This is a genomic window from Pantoea sp. AS-PWVM4 (genome assembly GCF_000468095.1).
GTDB lineage: Bacteria > Pseudomonadota > Gammaproteobacteria > Enterobacterales > Enterobacteriaceae > Pantoea > Pantoea phytobeneficialis.
This window is the reverse complement of record NZ_ASZC01000007.1, coordinates 42571-58725: the sequence shown is the minus strand read 5'-3', so window position 1 is coordinate 58725 and position 16155 is coordinate 42571. Positions and strand designations below refer to the sequence as shown.

The following is a 16155-nucleotide window of genomic DNA, read 5'->3' as shown; positions in this document are numbered from 1 at the left end:
CGGGGATTTTCGACTACACGCCAGAAACCAGGTGGGGTTCAGACGTCAGGGATAAGATATTCGGCCTTTGGCCAACCTCAAACAATAAGGCGCGAATCCACTGATGGGCCACATCGCGGTGAGAACGTTCATGCCAGGCCATCGTAAGATTGAACCCCGGCACGTCTAACGGTAACTCAAACCGGGCAAGAAAGTCATAAGCACAGGTCAGGCGGTAAGGGACAACAGCAATCATATCCGTCGTACGTAACACCTCGGGTAGCACGACATAGCTGTTTACCGCCATACCGATCCGGCGGTGGTATCCTTTTTCAACCAACCGCTGATCAATGTCATCCTGGAATTGCCCGGTCGAAGACACGATGACATGTTCAGGTTCGCAGAAATCATCCAGTGTCAGCGCGTTTTTGGTGGCGACCGGATGATCCGCTCGCATCATGCAGACATAGCGTTCCTGATATAATGTTCTGAAATGTAGCTCCTCTGGGGTTGCATCATGTCTGACGAGCGCAAGGTCGATATCACCCCGCTCAAACTGACCGGACATGCGTTCTGCATCAACCGGAATGACAGCCAGGCGAATGCCTGGTGCGCGCTTTTTCAATACTGACATAAAGGGTAAAACCACGGCTTTCAACGCGTAATCTGTTGCTGCAACGGTGATATCCATTTTCGCGGTGTCGGTATCGAACTCTGCGGGCTGCGATAAAAGCGCGATATTCGACAGAATCTGACTGACAGGCAAAGCGAGTTCCATCGCTCTGTTGGTGGGGATCATTCCCCGTTGCCCCCTGACAAAAAGCGGGTCGCCGAAGTATTCACGTAACCTTGTCAGCATCAGGCTCACCGCAGGCTGCGAAAGCGATAACTGTTCTGCCGCCCGTGTCACACTGCGCTGTTCCAGCAGCGCGTTCAGGGCTTTGAGAAGATTAAAATCTAACGCCTGCAAATCCTGTTTCATTTTTTACCAGCATGGATGAATGTTTAGAAATGAGCGGAGAATACCCATTTGACGCTGTGAGGAAGCATAACCTGGGAAAAAAGAATATTGCATCATAAATATTGAGTCAGGTTAGATTGATCCGCAGAGGAGATGCGCTTCCTGAACAAAAAAAATGGGCCAGTGAATATCACTGACCCATTAACGTTTGCAATTACCTGCTAAGTCTATTTTGATAAATTAACTTATCTGGCGCAGTTTTCCTCTGCGACGGAAATAAACAACAAGGGCAATAACGATCAGCGCGCCCACTCCGCCACCCGCGATCAGCAAATAACCCGGGATAACGGTGACATTATTGTCACGCAAGGTTTTCACCGCAGCACCGTCAACATTATCTCCGCCGTTGCCGTATTGATTGCGCACATAGTTGGTTAACGTGGCGATCTGTGCATCGGTAAGATTGTCACCGAATCCCGGCATGACAATGTGATCCCCTGCCCCATTCTCACGGTCTATCCCATGCAGTATCACCTGCACCAGATTGTTCGGCTTATCGGAACCAACAACACTGTTTTGCGACAATGAGGGGTAGTATCTATTTTCGCCAATACCCTGCCCGGCAGTACCGTGGCAGCTCGCACAGTTACCGTTATATAACACTGCACCAGAAGGCGAAGCATCATCAATCGGCATACCACGCACATCCTGTGTGATATTGCTTTGTGCGTCCTGACCGGCAGCCGAGCGGTTGCGGGAGGATGTCTGCTGTGCCGGCACACTTTTGATATAGGTCGCCAGCGCGCTCATATCTTCCGGGGTCAGGAAACGCAAGCTGTGCGAGATAACATCCGCCATACCGCCGCCCGTGGTAGCCTTGCCGGGCAGTGCCCCGGTACGTAGATATTGCATCAGATCGTCATGGCTCCAGTTGCCAATACCCGACACTTTATCTGATGAGATGTTAAACGCCTCCCAGCCATCGACCATCGCCCCGGCGTAGGCTTTGTTACTCAGTCCCATTGCGAGGTTACGGGGTGTATGGCACTCCTCACAATGTCCAAGCGCCGTAGCGACGTATTTCCCGCGGTTCCATTCGGCAGATTGCTGCGGATCGTCTTCAAAAGGCTTGTAGTGGAAATTGATTAAATTCCACCCCTTGAGCGCCAGACGCTGGTTATACGGGAAGCCCATTTCGTTTTCCGGCGGATTATGGTTAACCCCCTGGATCGACATAAAATACGCATACATCGCATGAATATCAGCGTCAGTCAGCTTCGAGTATGACGTGTAAGGCATTGCCGGATAGAGGTTTTTCCCGTCGGCACGGATCCCGTGTTTCAGTGCATTGCTGAACTGTTGTTCCGTCCAGCGACCAATACCGGTGCTTTTGTCCGGGGTGATATTCGAAGAGTAAATCACGCCAAACGGGGTTTTGAACGCTAACCCACCGGCAAACGTCGTCCCACCGGGTGCGGTATGGCATACCTCACAGTCAGACGCTTTGCTGAGATATTCGCCCTGCCGGATTAAATCCTGCGGCGCGCCAGCGGCAAAACTTGCAGAACAGAAAAACAGGCCAGCCAGAGGAGCCATCAGTAACGATGCTCTGAGTGATAAGCGCATCATACGTGTTTACACTCCTCGATCAGTTTATCCGCCAGTCTCATCGCCAGAGCGGAGAGTGTCAGCGTACAGTTGACGGTGCCGGCGCTTGCCATCACACCACTGGAAGCGACAAACAGATTCTGGTGATCGTGTGTACGTAAATCCGCATCAACGACTGAATCATTTGCATCATTGCCCATGATCAGCGTCCCCATAATATGGTTGTTATTGAAATACTTATCATCGTGGCGAACTTCTGTGCCACCAAACAGGCTGGCAATGTGATCGAAGTGCTGATGCGCGACATCACGGGCTTTATTGATGTAATCGTTGATAAAATAATGCACGCCCGGTTTTGGAATACCGAGGGCATCTTTTCTGTCCTCAACCGCCACAATTCGGTTATTTCGGTCTGGCAGAATGTCGAAAAAGGTATTCACTGCGACCCAACGCGATGCATAGTCGCGCACCATAGCGGGCAGCTCTTTACCTGAGATTCCCTTGCTTAACAGATAATTACTGACGGCCAGCGTCGGAGAGTAGTTACCCAGGTTAATCTTCATGGCGGAGTATTCAGAACGGAACGCACCGTCGCGCAGATTGTTAATGCAGCTAAGACGCATCGGGCCACGTCCCGGCCACATCGGCTCTTTGCTGAGGAAGTAAACGGAAGTGCCCGGATGGTCCATCAGGTGACGTCCGACGTTATCGGTGGTGTTGCCGATACCGTTCGGGTACTTATCACTTTTGGAGATCAGCATCAATTTTGGGGTTTCGATGGCATTGGCGGCCAGCACGAAAATTTTCCCGGTGACGCGGAAGCTTTCACCGTTCGGATCTTTGTACAGCACCGAGGTGATATTGCCCTTTTCATCGTGCTCGATTTTATAAACCACCGCGTTCGGCACCAACAGCGAGCCAGCACGTTCTGCTTTACGCAAAGCCGTCTCGCCGGTGTATTGCGCTTCAATCGGGCAGATGGGCATGCAGTTACTGTTACCGCAGCAGGCAGGACGGCCATCAAACGGTTGGGTGTTACGCGCAGCCGGTTCGGTGATCAGGTGATAGCCATTCTGATCGACCACCTTCTTGAAGGCCTTGTCAAAGTCAGACAACGGCAGCGGGGGCTGCGGATAAGGTTTACTGCGCGGGGATCCGGTATCGTCGGGACCACCAACGCCCATCTCAACTTCTGACTCGTAGTAATAGGGTTCCAGATCATCGTAGCTGATTGGCCAGTCGCGCCCGACACCATAAAGTGTTTTGAGCTTCATATCATTGGGCAATAAACGCCATGCCTGAGCCGACCAGTGCCAGGTGGTACCGCCCGCGACACGCAGGTATCCCGCCTTGTAAGGCTCCGGACCATACTGAATAAAATAGTCGTTATCTTGAGGTGAATATTGCGGGTGAGGTGCATGTTGCGTCGGTGGATAAGGTGACTGAAAATCGCCTTTGAACGGAGAATTACGGTAGTTTTCTACGATTTTCCATCTTTCGATACGCGGACCCGCTTCCAGCATCAGGGTATCAATCCCCGCTTTCTGTAACTTTTGGGCGATCTGAGAGCCAGCAATCCCCGAGCCAACGATGACGACGGTGGCTGAATGCGTTGTTTTCATCAATTATTCTCTTACAGGCTTTTAATGACAGGCGGCTTGGCCCAGTAATGCGGTTCACCTCTGGCGTAGGTCGGGAGTACCACAACATCGGCAATGGGGGTGTACATCAGCGCATATTCATACGCGACCACTTTCGCCTCTTTCCCGCTACCCACAATCCCTAATTGCCAGGCGCGTAAAATATCGGTGAACAACGTCTGGGTATTCTGATCAACACCCTGTAAAGCCTTTTGCATATCAACAGAACGCATGTCTGCATTCAGAATTTTATTAAGTGTCACTAACTGGTTTTTTAATTCTGCATTGCGACTTTGCATCAAGGTAAAAATGCGCTGCCCAAGTGCGTTATCCAGTTCGGGATAGCCGCAAATAATCTCAGAGACGGTCATAAAAGCGGTAAAAACGGGGTTTGAACGCATGCCAGCATCTATTGCCCAGGCCATCTGTCCGGGAAGTAAACTGCTGGTTGCACCGAGTACCGTGGTTGTTGCCAAAAGCTTGATGAATCGCCTTCTTCCCGCGGGACTGACATCAGTCGACATACTCATATTAATTTGCCTTGCTTAAATTTTTAGACTTGCCTTTTTGCATCTATTGAATATTGTAATGTGCTGTAGGAGCAGCAATAAATGTCCAGATTCAGAACAAACAACTGAAAAACAGACACTTAAAGTTACATTGCTTTGATTTGGTTATTGCATTGTTTTCATCCCACAACGTCGGTCAGGCAGATCCATTCATGCAAAATGGTCCCCTTAGTCTTGATGTGGGTAGTATTATGATTTGATAAAAAAATGTGATCCAGATAACTACAATGTTAATTTGATAAGCAAATGCTTATGAGAAAAAGATGGCTGATACGTTAAAAAGATTAGAATATTTCACCTGTCTCGCCGAAATTGAACATTATGGCAAGGCAGCTGAGAAGCTTGGAATTGCTCAATCAGCACTCAGTCAGCAAATAAAAGCACTTGAGCTGGAAGTGGGATTTCGCCTGTTTCAACCGGCCGGAAGGGGGATATGTCTCTCTGCGGCGGGCAGACATTATCACCAGAGCGTTATTGAGTTACTTGAGAATCACAAACTTGCCATTGAAAAGGCCAAAAAAGCCGCATCCGGAGAGATGGGAAAGGTCACGATAAGTCATGTGGGGACGGCACTGCTGGATGAGAAGTTTCTCAATCTTTTAAAAGACTTCCGTAGTCATTATCCGGCGATCGAAATACAACTGATCGAACTCGCCATGCCAGAGCAACTTACCTTGCTTCGTAAGCAAAAAGTGGATTTGGCAATCATTCGTGGGCCTTATCCTTTATTACCGGAAGGAACGCTCAATTGCACATTCTCGGCGCAAAGGCTTTGTGTGGCGATGTCACCTAATCATCCCCTCGCCTCACGACAATCATTGTCAATGAAGGATCTGGCAAACGAATCCTTTGTGAGTTATCAGGAACCGGATATTCAGGGCATAAGCGGCTCGTTAATCCAACTTTCCCATCAGGCCGGATTTAATCCAAAAATAGAATGGCGAGTATCAGCGGTAAATAATAGCCTTGGCCTGGTCAATGCGTGGATGGCCGTCAGCCTGGTGCCGGAAAACATTATTTCCTATAGTATTGGGAATGTGGTCTTCCGCCCGCTGGAAGATGCTAACGCATTGACTCAGCTAATTTTTGTCTGGAATCATGATCAAACCAATCCTGTGCAGAAGTTAATGACTGATTTTTTCAGAAACTACTCGACAAAATAATACTCTGCCACGAAATGGCCAGTTCTAGCCCAATGGTTCCCGGATAACAGGAGGCTAAACATACTGGCCATATCAGCCTGTCAACCGCTGAGTACGTTATCCACAATATGATTCAAACTGCCATCATCAATAAAACGGCGCACATCGGCAAGGTCCGGGTACATTTCACGATCACTGACGCGGAAGGTGACTTTAGTTCTTATCAATTCCCACGCAGCCGCTGTCGCTTTTCCCGGACGCAACGGTTTATGGAAATCCAGCGCCTGTGCCGCGCAGAGCAATTCTACACTCAATAAATCCGCCAGATTTTCAATCGCAGTCTGCACCTTACGCGCTGCCAACGCGCCTTGAGAAATATGATCTTCCTGCCCGGCCACTGTGGACAGGGTATGCACGGAGGCTGGTGCGGCAAGCGCACGATTCTCCGCCGAGAGCGCAGCAGCAATACAAGGTGAGATGGAAAATGCAGACCCTCCGCCCTCACGGCCCGAGAGAAATGCAGGCAATCCGCTCAGGTGCTGATTCACAAGCCGGTCACTTCTGGCCTGAGAAATCGTTGATAATGTGGCAACCGCAATCGCCAGATTATCCAGAGCCAGCGCAACCGGTGCCCCGTGTCCATTGCCCCCAGGTAACGCGACCAACTCATCATCTTCCACAATGAAAATAGGATTGTCCGTCAGTGAATTGAGCTCGGTAGTCAGCACTTTCCTGCAATACGTGATTGCATCCCGAACTGCGCCGTGGACCTGAGGAATACAGCGTAAACTCAGTGCATCCTGTAGACGGTAATGCCGATGTGCATCAAGAATTTCACTGTCGGCTAAAAGCTTCAGAAGCCGATCCGCGGTTTCCAGTTGGCCGGGATGCGGGCGAAAACGGTGCAGTCGGGGATCGAATCCACTTACATTTCCGCGCATAGATTCTAAACTCATTGCCCCCGCAAGGTCGGCAAGCGCGATCAGCGCTTCGCATCGCACCAACGCGATAGAACCGAGTCCGGTAATCTCATAGGTGCCGCTGATTAATGCATGTCCTTCCCTTGGGCCGGGTTCGAGAATCGTAATACCCGCGCGTTGCATGGCTTCAGCGCCCGATAGCCATTCACCCTCAAACCATGACTCTCCATAACCAAAGACACTCAGTCCGATATGTGCTGTCGCGATCAGATAGCCCACAGATCCACCTAATGGTGCCCGCGGTGTCACGCCTTTGTTTAACATGGCGGCCATTGTTTCCAGCAATTCGGGTGAAACACCGCTCGCACCTTTCAGCATGGCGACAATAATCGTGGCCATAATGGCGCGAACATTCCAGCTATCCAGTGGGGTGCCCACGCCGCTGGCATGACTGCGTAACATGTTGAGTTGTGTTTGTCTGATTTCTTCGGGAGAAAGTTTGACACTGTACAGGTCACCAACGCCGGTCGTCAGGCCATATATGGGAACGCCACTGGTAATTGCATCCTGCATTAGCTGCTGCGTTTTTCTCATATTTTCCAGAGAACATGGGTCAAGCATCACTTTTGCACCGGCGGCAATGGCAACAATATCCTCAACCGTACACCCTTGCTCACTGAGAGTTATCGTCTCTTTCTTCTTCAGCACAGCATGCATGAAATCTTTCATTTTTTTATCCAAAAATATGCAGGTGGAGAATCGCGCTCCCCACCTGCGGCGGCATTAATTTAATTTGTGTGCTTTGAGCCAGTCAGAAGCAATAACATCGTAATCATCATGATTATCGAGACGCGCATTCATCGCAATCAGATCCTGTGTCGTTAATGCCTGTGAGATGGCATTCAACGTGTCAGTTACCGTGCTATTGACCTTAGCCGAAGAAATAAGAGGGACAACGTTCTGCACCGGATTTAAATTCTGCGTGTCGTTAAGAGAAACTAAATTTCTGGTCTTAATCGAGGGATCGGTTGAGAATACACAGGCAACATTAACCTGACCGTTCACCAGCGCCGATAATGTCAGTGGGCCACAAACATCCAGCGTTTTATAGGATTTGAACTCAAGACCATAGACAGATTTCAGTCCCGGCAACCCTTCGGGACGAGTTTTCCATTCAGCCGGGCCGCCCAGTGTCATACTTTGACTGTGCGTTTTCAGGTCACCAATATCTTTCAGCTTAAACTTTTCCGCTGTTTTTTCGGTCACTGCCAGTGTCACCACGTCCTGCGCTTGCGACGGTGTCAGCATGGTGATGCCTTTGGGCAGCGCTTTTACAAGGTCACCGGCCACCTGCTCGGTCGTTTTGGCCTGTGATTTTTTATCAAAATATTGCAGCGCGGCACCGGTGTACTCAGGCATAAGATTGACCGACCCGTCAATCAGCGCGGGCATATAGACTTCGCGACTCCCAATATTCATTTTTCTTTCTACATGAATATTTTTTGCCGCCAGTGCATCCGCATAAATAGTTGCCAGGACCTGGCTCTCAGGGAAGTCTGCTGAACCAATAATAATCGTTTCTGACGCTTCTGCTGCATGGGTGACCTGGCAAAAAGCGAGCGATAACAGAGATGCCGCAAATAAATGACTCAATTTCATTTAAGTTAACTCCGGTTGCGTGTAAGAATAGATGGAACGGAAGATTTTTGTGATGTTTCACGCCGTAAAATACCGGGCGAAACCACTACCCTGATTAATAATGAAAATATAAAGTCAACTAATAACGCTAAAACAGCCACTAACAATGCACCTGCGATCATTTGCTGGTAATCACTCTGCGCACGCCCATCAATAATCAATCGTCCTAAGCCACCTAAAGAAACATAAGCAGCAATGGTCGCCGTAGAGATGATCTGTAGCGTCGCACTTCGAATACCGGAGATAATTAAAGGTAACGCACAAGGTAATTCCACCGTTAACAGTAAACGCCACGGGGAATAGCCCATTCCTCTGGCCGCATCAATAACGGTACGGTCGATGCTGGTGATACCAGACCATACTCCGAGCATAATTGATGGTAACGCCAGTACGATTAAGACAATCAGGCTGGGTATAATGAAAGCCAAATCCGAGGTGAAAACCGGGCCTAAGATAATCACCAGAATAATGATCAGACCAAAAGACGGTAAAGCCCTGAGCGCGTTCGCGCACCCTATCAACACGCGTTCACCTTTCCCGGTGTGCCCGCAATAACAACCAATCGGAAAAGCCACCAGCAATGTGCACACCAGAGCAACCGCACTGTAAAGCAGATGCTGCCAAATCAGGAGCAGCAAGCCGTCATCTCCCAGCCAGTGTGAACTGTCCGCAAACCATGCAATCATGATTTTCTCCTTGCCGGTTGCCATACCACCAGCTTGTGCGTGCCATACACCACCAGGCTGTCGAGCAACAACGCCAGCAGGACACACAAAACTACACCCGCGATGATCGGCGTCAGGAACTGTAGCTGAAACCCTTGTGTAAACAGGCTGCCAAGCTGCGGCGTTCCCACCAGGGCAGCAATCGATACAATGCTCACGTTCGAGACCACCGCGACCCGAAATCCAGCGGCGATGACGGGGATCGCAACAGGCAGGTCGATCGTGAGAAACTGGTGGAAGGGCTTGTATCCTAATGCGATGGCAGCCTGGCGGGTGTCTGGTGATACGGAATCCAGCCCATCACATACCGTGCGCACCAGCAGTGCAAAGGCATAAATAACCAGAGCGACCATCACATTAACCGTATCCAGAATGCGCGTGCCCAGAATACCGGGGAGTAAAATGAATAATGCGAGGGAAGGAATGGTATATAACAACCCAAACAGGTTAAGCAGCACCGCTTTCAGACGGGGTAGCCGCTGAATCAGTCCACCAGCCGGGAGCGCCAGTGCCAGGCCGATGAGCACCGGTAACACCGATAACCAAAGATGCCAGAGAAACAACTGGGCTATCTGGTCACTTTGCCGTAAAAGCCAGTCAAATCTCATAGCCCCACCGCCTTGTTGCTGGCGCGCAGAACGTCCAGAACATCATCAAACCCCAGCGTTCCCAGCAGTTGCTGCTCGTCATCAACAATGACACCTCGCTGGCAGGGTGAACTGAGTACCGCATCTGTCAGCTGACGCAAGTTGCCGGAAAGAGGCGAAAAAGTGCTCCCCAGATTGATGTCACTGAGTTCAATCGTTGGCTCAGTGGCCAGTTCCAGATCAAACCAACCCAGTGGTTTATTCTGCCCAGTAACCAGTACCCAGCGTCCCTGAGCCACCGCTCTGGCCCGTGTGACGCTTTCACCCAGATTAACGGTCGGTTCGGTTTGCAGGGGTAATTGAGGCTGCAATGGGCTAAAGGTTAAACGACGATACCCGCGATCCCTGCCGATAAAATCGGCGACAAACGGACTCTTCGGTGAGGTCAGGAGTTCAGCCGGTGAGGCAACCTGTGCCAGCCGTCCTCCCGGCATGAGAACGGCAACCTGATCACCCAACTTCATCGCTTCATCAATATCATGCGTGACCATGATAATGGTTTTGCCAATCTCCCTTTGCAGACGCAAAAACTCATCCTGGAGCTGCTCGCGCACAACGGGGTCAACCGCGCTAAAGGGTTCATCCATCAGCATAAACTCAGGATCGGACGCCAGCGCGCGGGCAACCCCGACCCGCTGTTGCTGCCCACCGGAAAGTTGCCAGGGATAGCGATTGGCCAGCGATGCAGACAGGCCCACACGTTCCAGCAATTCCATGGCCGTTTTACGCGCGGCGTGGCGCGTTGCACCATTAAGCATGGCGGTCACTGCAATGTTATCAACGATGTTTTTATGCGGGAAAAGTCCGGCATTTTGAATGACGTAACCAATCTTTCTTCTTAATTTGACGACATCCAATTCGTCAATCGACTGATCATTAAGTAAAATTTTCCCCGATGAATGCTCAATCAAACGATTGATCATGCGCAATGTTGTCGTCTTTCCGCATCCCGAGGGACCGACAAGAATAGTCAACTTCCCCGTTGGTGCCGTGAAAGAGAGCCGGTCCACAACCAGGGTTCCATCTTCATAATGTTTTGTGACGTTCTCGAACGAAATCATGATTAGCCCACTGCCTTATTTTTTGAGCAGCCCCTCATCTCATGCTGACGAGGGGCACCGTCTGATATTCAGGAAACGTTGCGTACCGATGGCTCGAATCCCTGCCTGTCAAATGCGATGGCAGAATCCAGCAGCACACTGATGCCACGAGCCAGTTGCTCCTGCGACGTCCATTCCTCCGGGCAGTGGCTTTTCCCCAGTAAACTGGGGACAAAAAGCATTGCTGCGGGTGCGAGCGTCGCCAGGAAGGCGCTGTCATGCCCTGCACCACTGGGCATGACGCGGGACAACCATCCCCGTTGCTGAGATGACTGCTGGATCAACGACATCAACTGAGCGTCACAGAGGGTGGGTTGTGTATCCGTAAGGATGACGAAATCCTGTAATGAAACGCCGAACTCCTGCGTGACCTGCCCGGCCATGTTGCTGAGCGCATTGGCAAAATCTTCCATGACCTGATGGCTGTCAGAACGAATATCGAACACCAGCCGCACTTCGCCGGGCACGACATTACTGGCGTTGGGAGAGGAGAATATTTGCCCGCAGGTAACGGTGAGATGATGCTCGCCTGCGGCTGAAATCGCGCGGGCAAGGTTATCTGCCCGTTGAATCGTATTGGCCGCGGCAACCAGGGCGTCCTGACGCATATGCATTGGCGTAGTCCCTGCGTGTGCCGCCTGGCCCGCCAGCGTTAGCGACAGGCGTAGAATCCCGACAATGCCACTGACAATCCCAATATCTTCATGATGTTGTTCCAGGATCTGTCCCTGCTCAATATGCAACTCGAAGCTGGCTTTGATGTCCTTTCTGATGCTGAGTTGGTCAGGTTTTCCGCCCACTCTGCGAATTGCATCTCGTAACAACTCACCGGTTTCAGGATGAGGCGTTTCCAGCAGGGCCTCATGCAGAAAGCCACTGATCCCTCGGCTACCAACGCAGGAAATGCCCCATTCACTGGGTTCTTCAGCCAGATAATCAATGATCTCTATGCTATGGCGAGGACGATAATTGGCGTCATTCATCGCGGCAATGCATTCCAGACCGGCAATGACCCCAGCAATACCATCAAATCGGCCGCCACCCGGAACCGTATCGCTGTGAGAACCCATCACCAGGGTTCCGGCATCAGGATCCGTGCCGTTGATGCGGCCAATCAGATTACCTGCGCTATCAATGTGTGTATCCAGACCCAACATTTCCATTTGCTGCGTTAACCAACTTCTGCCCGCCAGAAAGCGCTCGCTGAATGAGCGCCGGGTGTAGGGTTGTGCAGGATCGGTATACTGGCTCAGCGTCAGCAGCCACTGCCACATACGAGAATCATTGATCAGCATTTTTCCGCCACCTCACGGCGACAATGTGGAGAAACGAACTGGCCATTCCCCGGCTCAGCCGTCACGACGTTGTCGGCATAAATCCATTCACCTCTCAGCATGGTGCGTTCAACGCGATAATATATTTCGCGCCCGTCATAGGGTGACCACGGAGAGAAGTTATTGCCACTTTCAGCGGCTGAGTAGATATAGGGATCGCGTTTAATGATGATCAGATCGGCATCTTTGCCAGATTCCAGCGCACCTTTACAATTATCCAACCGGAACAGCCGGGCGGCGTTGTAGCTGAGGACTTTGGCCAGATGATGAAAAGCGATATTGCGCTGTTCAGCACCGGTCAGTGCCAGGGTTACCAGTAATTCCAGACCCGACGCACCGGAAGCATTTTCGAACATATTCGCAGAGTTTTTACGCTCCAGTGACCAACTTACGTGGTCGGTCGAAAGGACCGTAATATTCCCTTTTTCAAGGTGCTGCCACAGCGCTTCACGTTCTGCCCTTTGCCGCACCGGGGGATTAATTTTTGCTTTCCCCACCAGCCGGGCCACATCCTCTTCTTCACTCAAGGTTAAATAATGCAGGCAGGTTTCAACCGTCACGTCGTAGCCCAGATCGCGGTAGCTTTTGCATAATTCAATACCACGACCATTAGAACAATGGACAATATGCGCACGGCATCCCGTTTCTGCGCCTAATTCATACACTTCCGCACTGGCAATATTTTCAGTGTAACGCGGTCGTGAAAGATTATGCGCCCGGTAATCGGTGATATTTTCCTGTTTTAATTTTTCAATAAGGTATTTTACGGATTCATCGTTCTCATTATGCACGCCAGCAATCAAGCCAAGTTTAGATATTTCACTAAAACATTCATATAACATATGCGGAGCAATACGTGGAAAACGCTGGGCATCGGTACCAAAACTTGAGAATTTGAAGCCTATCGCACCAGCCTGGGCCATGGCTTCCAGGTGCTGCCTCCCTTCTTCTGGATGAACAGTGCCATACAACGCAAAATCAACTCTTACCTGCTCTTCTGCCTCTTTTCTCTTGAGGTTGAACAACGCTTCATTACAAATGAGACGCCCGGCATCATAAGGCATATCAACAATCGTGGTCACACCACCAGCGGCAGCCGCCTTGGTTGACCAGATAAAATCCTCATTGCCTTTCTGGCTACGACTATGAACTTGAGCATCAATCGCACCCGGAAAAATATAACTGCCACGGTAGTCGATGAGATCATTGGTTTGGGGCAATGATTGCCCCCTTTCACCTACCGCAACCACCAGGCCATTGCTGATCGCGACAAAGCCATCTTCAATAATTTTATCGGAAAGAACCACAGTACCTAAAATGATTTTTTCACATGCAAAGTCATTCAAAGACATATTCATCTTACCTGTAGTAAATTAAATAAACATCACTCCCTGCACCTCGGACAAGATATTGCAGTGGAAGATTATAAGTAATCGGGCAACCTGAAGGTTCAATAACCCGCTCTGGCTAATTCCTCATAAAAAGATCATGGAAATTCGCAGGAACATTTATTCTTTAACATTCTGACATCGCCTTAATATCTGTGGTGGCGTGAACGCGGTGATTTCTGGCAATCGCGAAATATAACGCTCAATCTCAACCAACAAAGAATTACAACTCGGCCCCTGAGAAAGTCGGGAACTTCCCTTGTCCTGTGTCAGTACATTGGGATTACCCTGTTTATCCAGACACTCCCCATCCTGATATGAAGGATCAAACCAGGCACCTGTCGGGAGTTGCGCCACCCCCGGCATCATGGCATCACTGAGTTTTACACCGGCCAGGCACTGCCCACGGGAGTTAAAAATCCGCACAACATCACCCGCAACAATCCCTCTGTGCTGCGCATCCAGCGGATGCATCAACAGCCGGTTTCTTCCGTGGATTTTTGCTGACTGGCTCACCTTGCCGTGGTCATATTGACTGTGCAATTTATCCGCTGGCTGCGGCGACAACAGATGAATCGGATAGGTGCGCGCCAGCGGCGACCCCAACCACTCCTCGGGTTCCCGCCAGACCGCATGCCCAGGACACTCCGTATAGCCATAATCGGCAACCGATTGTGAATAGAGTTCAATACGTCCTGATGCTGTCATCAGGGGGCAACGCGCAGGATCTGCCCTGAAATCCTCCAGAAGATTGTAATGGCTTGCAGGCTGGGCAAAGGTCACCACCTCTTCCTGCCAGAACTGGTCAAACGGCGGCAGAAGGGGATTCCTTTTACGGGATTGTTCATACAAATCCTCCACCCACTCCTCAGCGGTCCGGCCCAGGGTAAAGTTTTCTTCTATGCCGAGCTGCTGCGCAATAGATTGAAAAATATGATAATCATCACGCGCTTCCCTGAAGGCAGGGAGCGCTTTTTTCATGGCAACAATCGTGTTATCACGATTTACCAGCGCGATGTCATTGCGTTCAAATGACGTCGTGACGGGCAGGATAATATCGCCATGCCGCGCGGTAGCGTTCCAGAACGGCTCCTGAACAATGATGGTTTCCGGCTGTTGCCACGCCTTAACCAGCCGATTGAGATCCTGATGGTGGTGAAAAGGATTGCCACCGGCCCAGTACACCAGTCGGATGTCCGGATAACGCCGGGTCATGCCGTTGAAGTCATACTCATCACCCGGAGCCAGAAGCATGTCTGCCAGACGCGCAACCGGGATGCTTTCAGCAACCGGATTTTTACCCTGAGGCAGACTGGGCCAACGATAACCCAGCTCATTCTGTCCGACGCCATTCAGACAGGCATAACCAAAGCCGAATCCCCCCCCTGGCAGCCCAATATCACCGGATAGCGCTGCCAGGGTGACAGCCGCCCAGTAAGGTTGCTCGCCGAACTCTGCTCGCTGAATCGCCCAATTAACCATCACCATCGTACGGTGCGAGGCGATCAGATCGGCCAGTTCTCTAATTTTTACTTCCGGGATCTGGCAGATAGCCGCCGCCCATGCGGCGTCTTTCACAATGCCATCGTTATCACCCCGCAAATAAGCTGAAATCTGCTCAAATCCGACGGTGCATCGCTCGATAAACGCCTTATCGTAACGTTGCTGCTGAATCAGCTCGAAGCACAATGCCAGGAGTAATGCGCTATCCGTGGTGGGTCGCAGCGGTAACCACTCAGAAGGGATGTTCTCAGGCATATCATCGCGACAGGGGGAGAGATTAATAAAACGCACGCCCTGCTCCACAGCACGTTGCAGGGATGCATTGTGCAGATGTCTGCCAACGCCACCCCCCTGAATCTGACTGTTACGCCCTGGTAGACCGCCAAACGCCAGCACCAGCTCACCGTGACTGGCGATCTGTTCCCAGGTGGTGTAGTGGCTGACCAGACCATATTGGTTGCCAATGATATACGGCAGCACCACTTCACCCGCCGCTGACGAATAGGTGTTCTCAGAACTCGTGTACCCGCCGATCAGATTCAGAAAGCGATGAATCTGGCTTTGCGCATGGTGAAAACGCCCTGCGCTTGCCCAGCCATAGGAACCCGCATAAATAGCCTGATTCCCATATTGTTGCCGTACCCGATCCAGTTCGGCTGCCACAATCCCCAGCGCCTCATCCCAGGAAACCTCAATAAACGCATCTCTGCCGCGCGGGGTAGCTTCTCTGGATGTCTTATCCAGCCACCCTTTACGAATCAAAGGACGGGCGATACGCACCGGCCCGTCGATCGCCCCTGGCAGTGATTGACCAATTGGTGAAGGTTCCGGGTCTTCCGCCCACGGTTTAACCGCAACGAGGGCCGAATTCTCAATATGAAGCTCGTAAATACCCCAGTGGGTTGAAGTCAGGATTTTACGTTCTGGCGAGAGTGACATGA

13 protein-coding genes are annotated in these 16155 nt (G+C 50.9%); 1 reads left to right on the top strand and 12 read right to left on the bottom strand.

Going from position 1 to position 16155, the window contains the following annotated elements; genetic code table 11:
- Positions 1-13: 13 nt before the first annotated feature.
- The 4 genes from L579_RS08710 to L579_RS08695 form a co-directional block, all read right to left on the bottom strand.
- On the bottom strand, positions 14-961 hold the full coding sequence (locus L579_RS08710; RefSeq protein ID WP_021183883.1) for a LysR family transcriptional regulator: 948 nt from the start codon (positions 959-961) through the stop codon (positions 14-16).
- Between the two features lie 219 nt (positions 962-1180).
- Positions 1181-2569: a c-type cytochrome gene (locus L579_RS08705; protein WP_021183882.1), complete on the bottom strand. Its 1389-nt coding sequence runs from the start codon at positions 2567-2569 to the stop codon at positions 1181-1183.
- A complete protein-coding gene (locus tag L579_RS08700; protein ID WP_021183881.1) occupies positions 2566-4170 on the bottom strand; it encodes a GMC family oxidoreductase in 1605 nt (534 codons plus the stop codon). Before L579_RS08700 ends, L579_RS08705 begins: the two co-directional genes overlap by 4 nt.
- 11 nt (positions 4171-4181) lie before the next feature.
- Positions 4182-4718: a sugar dehydrogenase complex small subunit gene (locus L579_RS08695; protein ID WP_036625989.1), complete on the bottom strand. Its 537-nt coding sequence runs from the start codon at positions 4716-4718 to the stop codon at positions 4182-4184.
- Positions 4719-5020: 302 nt separating this feature from the next.
- Here L579_RS08695 and L579_RS08690 point away from each other — a divergent pair, with 302 nt between their 5' ends.
- Positions 5021-5920: a LysR substrate-binding domain-containing protein gene (locus L579_RS08690; protein WP_021183879.1), complete on the top strand. Its 900-nt coding sequence runs from the start codon at positions 5021-5023 to the stop codon at positions 5918-5920.
- 80 nt (positions 5921-6000) lie between these two features.
- Here the strand turns inward: L579_RS08690 and hutH are convergent, their stop codons facing one another.
- From hutH to L579_RS08650, 8 genes are all read right to left on the bottom strand, one after another.
- Positions 6001-7536 (bottom strand): HAL/PAL/TAL family ammonia-lyase, encoded by a 1536-nt coding sequence (hutH, locus tag L579_RS08685; RefSeq protein ID WP_036625986.1) that lies wholly within the window; start codon positions 7534-7536, stop codon positions 6001-6003.
- Positions 7537-7602: 66 nt separating this feature from the next.
- Entirely contained in the window at positions 7603-8478 is an 876-nt protein-coding gene (locus tag L579_RS08680) for an ABC transporter substrate-binding protein (RefSeq protein WP_021183877.1), read from the bottom strand.
- A 5-nt stretch (positions 8479-8483) separates the two neighbouring features.
- Positions 8484-9203 (bottom strand): ABC transporter permease, encoded by a 720-nt coding sequence (locus tag L579_RS08675; protein WP_021183876.1) that lies wholly within the window; start codon positions 9201-9203, stop codon positions 8484-8486.
- Positions 9200-9850, bottom strand: a complete 651-nt coding sequence (locus L579_RS08670; RefSeq protein ID WP_021183875.1) for an ABC transporter permease — start codon at positions 9848-9850, stop codon at positions 9200-9202. Before L579_RS08670 ends, L579_RS08675 begins: the two co-directional genes overlap by 4 nt.
- Positions 9847-10950 carry an ABC transporter ATP-binding protein gene (locus tag L579_RS08665; RefSeq protein WP_036625982.1) on the bottom strand — a complete coding sequence of 368 codons (1104 nt, stop codon included), beginning with the start codon at positions 10948-10950 and terminating at the stop codon, positions 9847-9849. Before L579_RS08665 ends, L579_RS08670 begins: the two co-directional genes overlap by 4 nt.
- Before the next feature lie 68 nt (positions 10951-11018).
- Positions 11019-12284 (bottom strand): Zn-dependent hydrolase, encoded by a 1266-nt coding sequence (locus L579_RS08660; protein ID WP_021183873.1) that lies wholly within the window; start codon positions 12282-12284, stop codon positions 11019-11021.
- Entirely contained in the window at positions 12278-13675 is a 1398-nt protein-coding gene (locus tag L579_RS08655; RefSeq protein WP_021183872.1) for a dihydroorotase, read from the bottom strand. The genes L579_RS08660 and L579_RS08655 overlap by 7 nt, the downstream gene beginning before the upstream one ends.
- Before the next feature lie 156 nt (positions 13676-13831).
- Positions 13832-16153, bottom strand: coding sequence for a molybdopterin-dependent oxidoreductase (locus L579_RS08650; RefSeq protein ID WP_021183871.1), 2322 nt, complete (start codon positions 16151-16153; stop codon positions 13832-13834).
- Between the last annotated feature and the right edge of the window lie 2 nt (positions 16154-16155).

What these genes read in the sequence shown, in the direction of transcription:
- L579_RS08660 (WP_021183873.1), bottom strand. Translation starts at nt 12,284, where the DNA reads ATGCTGATCAATGATTCTCGTATGTGGCAGTGGCTGCTGACGCTGAGC.
- L579_RS08650 (WP_021183871.1), bottom strand. Translation starts at nt 16,153, where the DNA reads ATGTCACTCTCGCCAGAACGTAAAATCCTGACTTCAACCCACTGGGGT.
- L579_RS08710 (WP_021183883.1), bottom strand. Translation starts at nt 961, where the DNA reads ATGAAACAGGATTTGCAGGCGTTAGATTTTAATCTTCTCAAAGCCCTG.
- hutH (WP_036625986.1), bottom strand. Translation starts at nt 7,536, where the DNA reads ATGCATGCTGTGCTGAAGAAGAAAGAGACGATAACTCTCAGTGAGCAA.
- L579_RS08680 (WP_021183877.1), bottom strand. Translation starts at nt 8,478, where the DNA reads ATGAAATTGAGTCATTTATTTGCGGCATCTCTGTTATCGCTCGCTTTT.
- L579_RS08655 (WP_021183872.1), bottom strand. Translation starts at nt 13,675, where the DNA reads ATGTCTTTGAATGACTTTGCATGTGAAAAAATCATTTTAGGTACTGTG.
- L579_RS08695 (WP_036625989.1), bottom strand. Translation starts at nt 4,718, where the DNA reads ATGAGTATGTCGACTGATGTCAGTCCCGCGGGAAGAAGGCGATTCATC.
- L579_RS08665 (WP_036625982.1), bottom strand. Translation starts at nt 10,950, where the DNA reads ATGATTTCGTTCGAGAACGTCACAAAACATTATGAAGATGGAACCCTG.
- L579_RS08675 (WP_021183876.1), bottom strand. Translation starts at nt 9,203, where the DNA reads ATGATTGCATGGTTTGCGGACAGTTCACACTGGCTGGGAGATGACGGC.
- L579_RS08690 (WP_021183879.1), top strand. Translation starts at nt 5,021, where the DNA reads ATGGCTGATACGTTAAAAAGATTAGAATATTTCACCTGTCTCGCCGAA.
- L579_RS08670 (WP_021183875.1), bottom strand. Translation starts at nt 9,850, where the DNA reads ATGAGATTTGACTGGCTTTTACGGCAAAGTGACCAGATAGCCCAGTTG.
- L579_RS08705 (WP_021183882.1), bottom strand. Translation starts at nt 2,569, where the DNA reads ATGATGCGCTTATCACTCAGAGCATCGTTACTGATGGCTCCTCTGGCT.
- L579_RS08700 (WP_021183881.1), bottom strand. Translation starts at nt 4,170, where the DNA reads ATGAAAACAACGCATTCAGCCACCGTCGTCATCGTTGGCTCGGGGATT.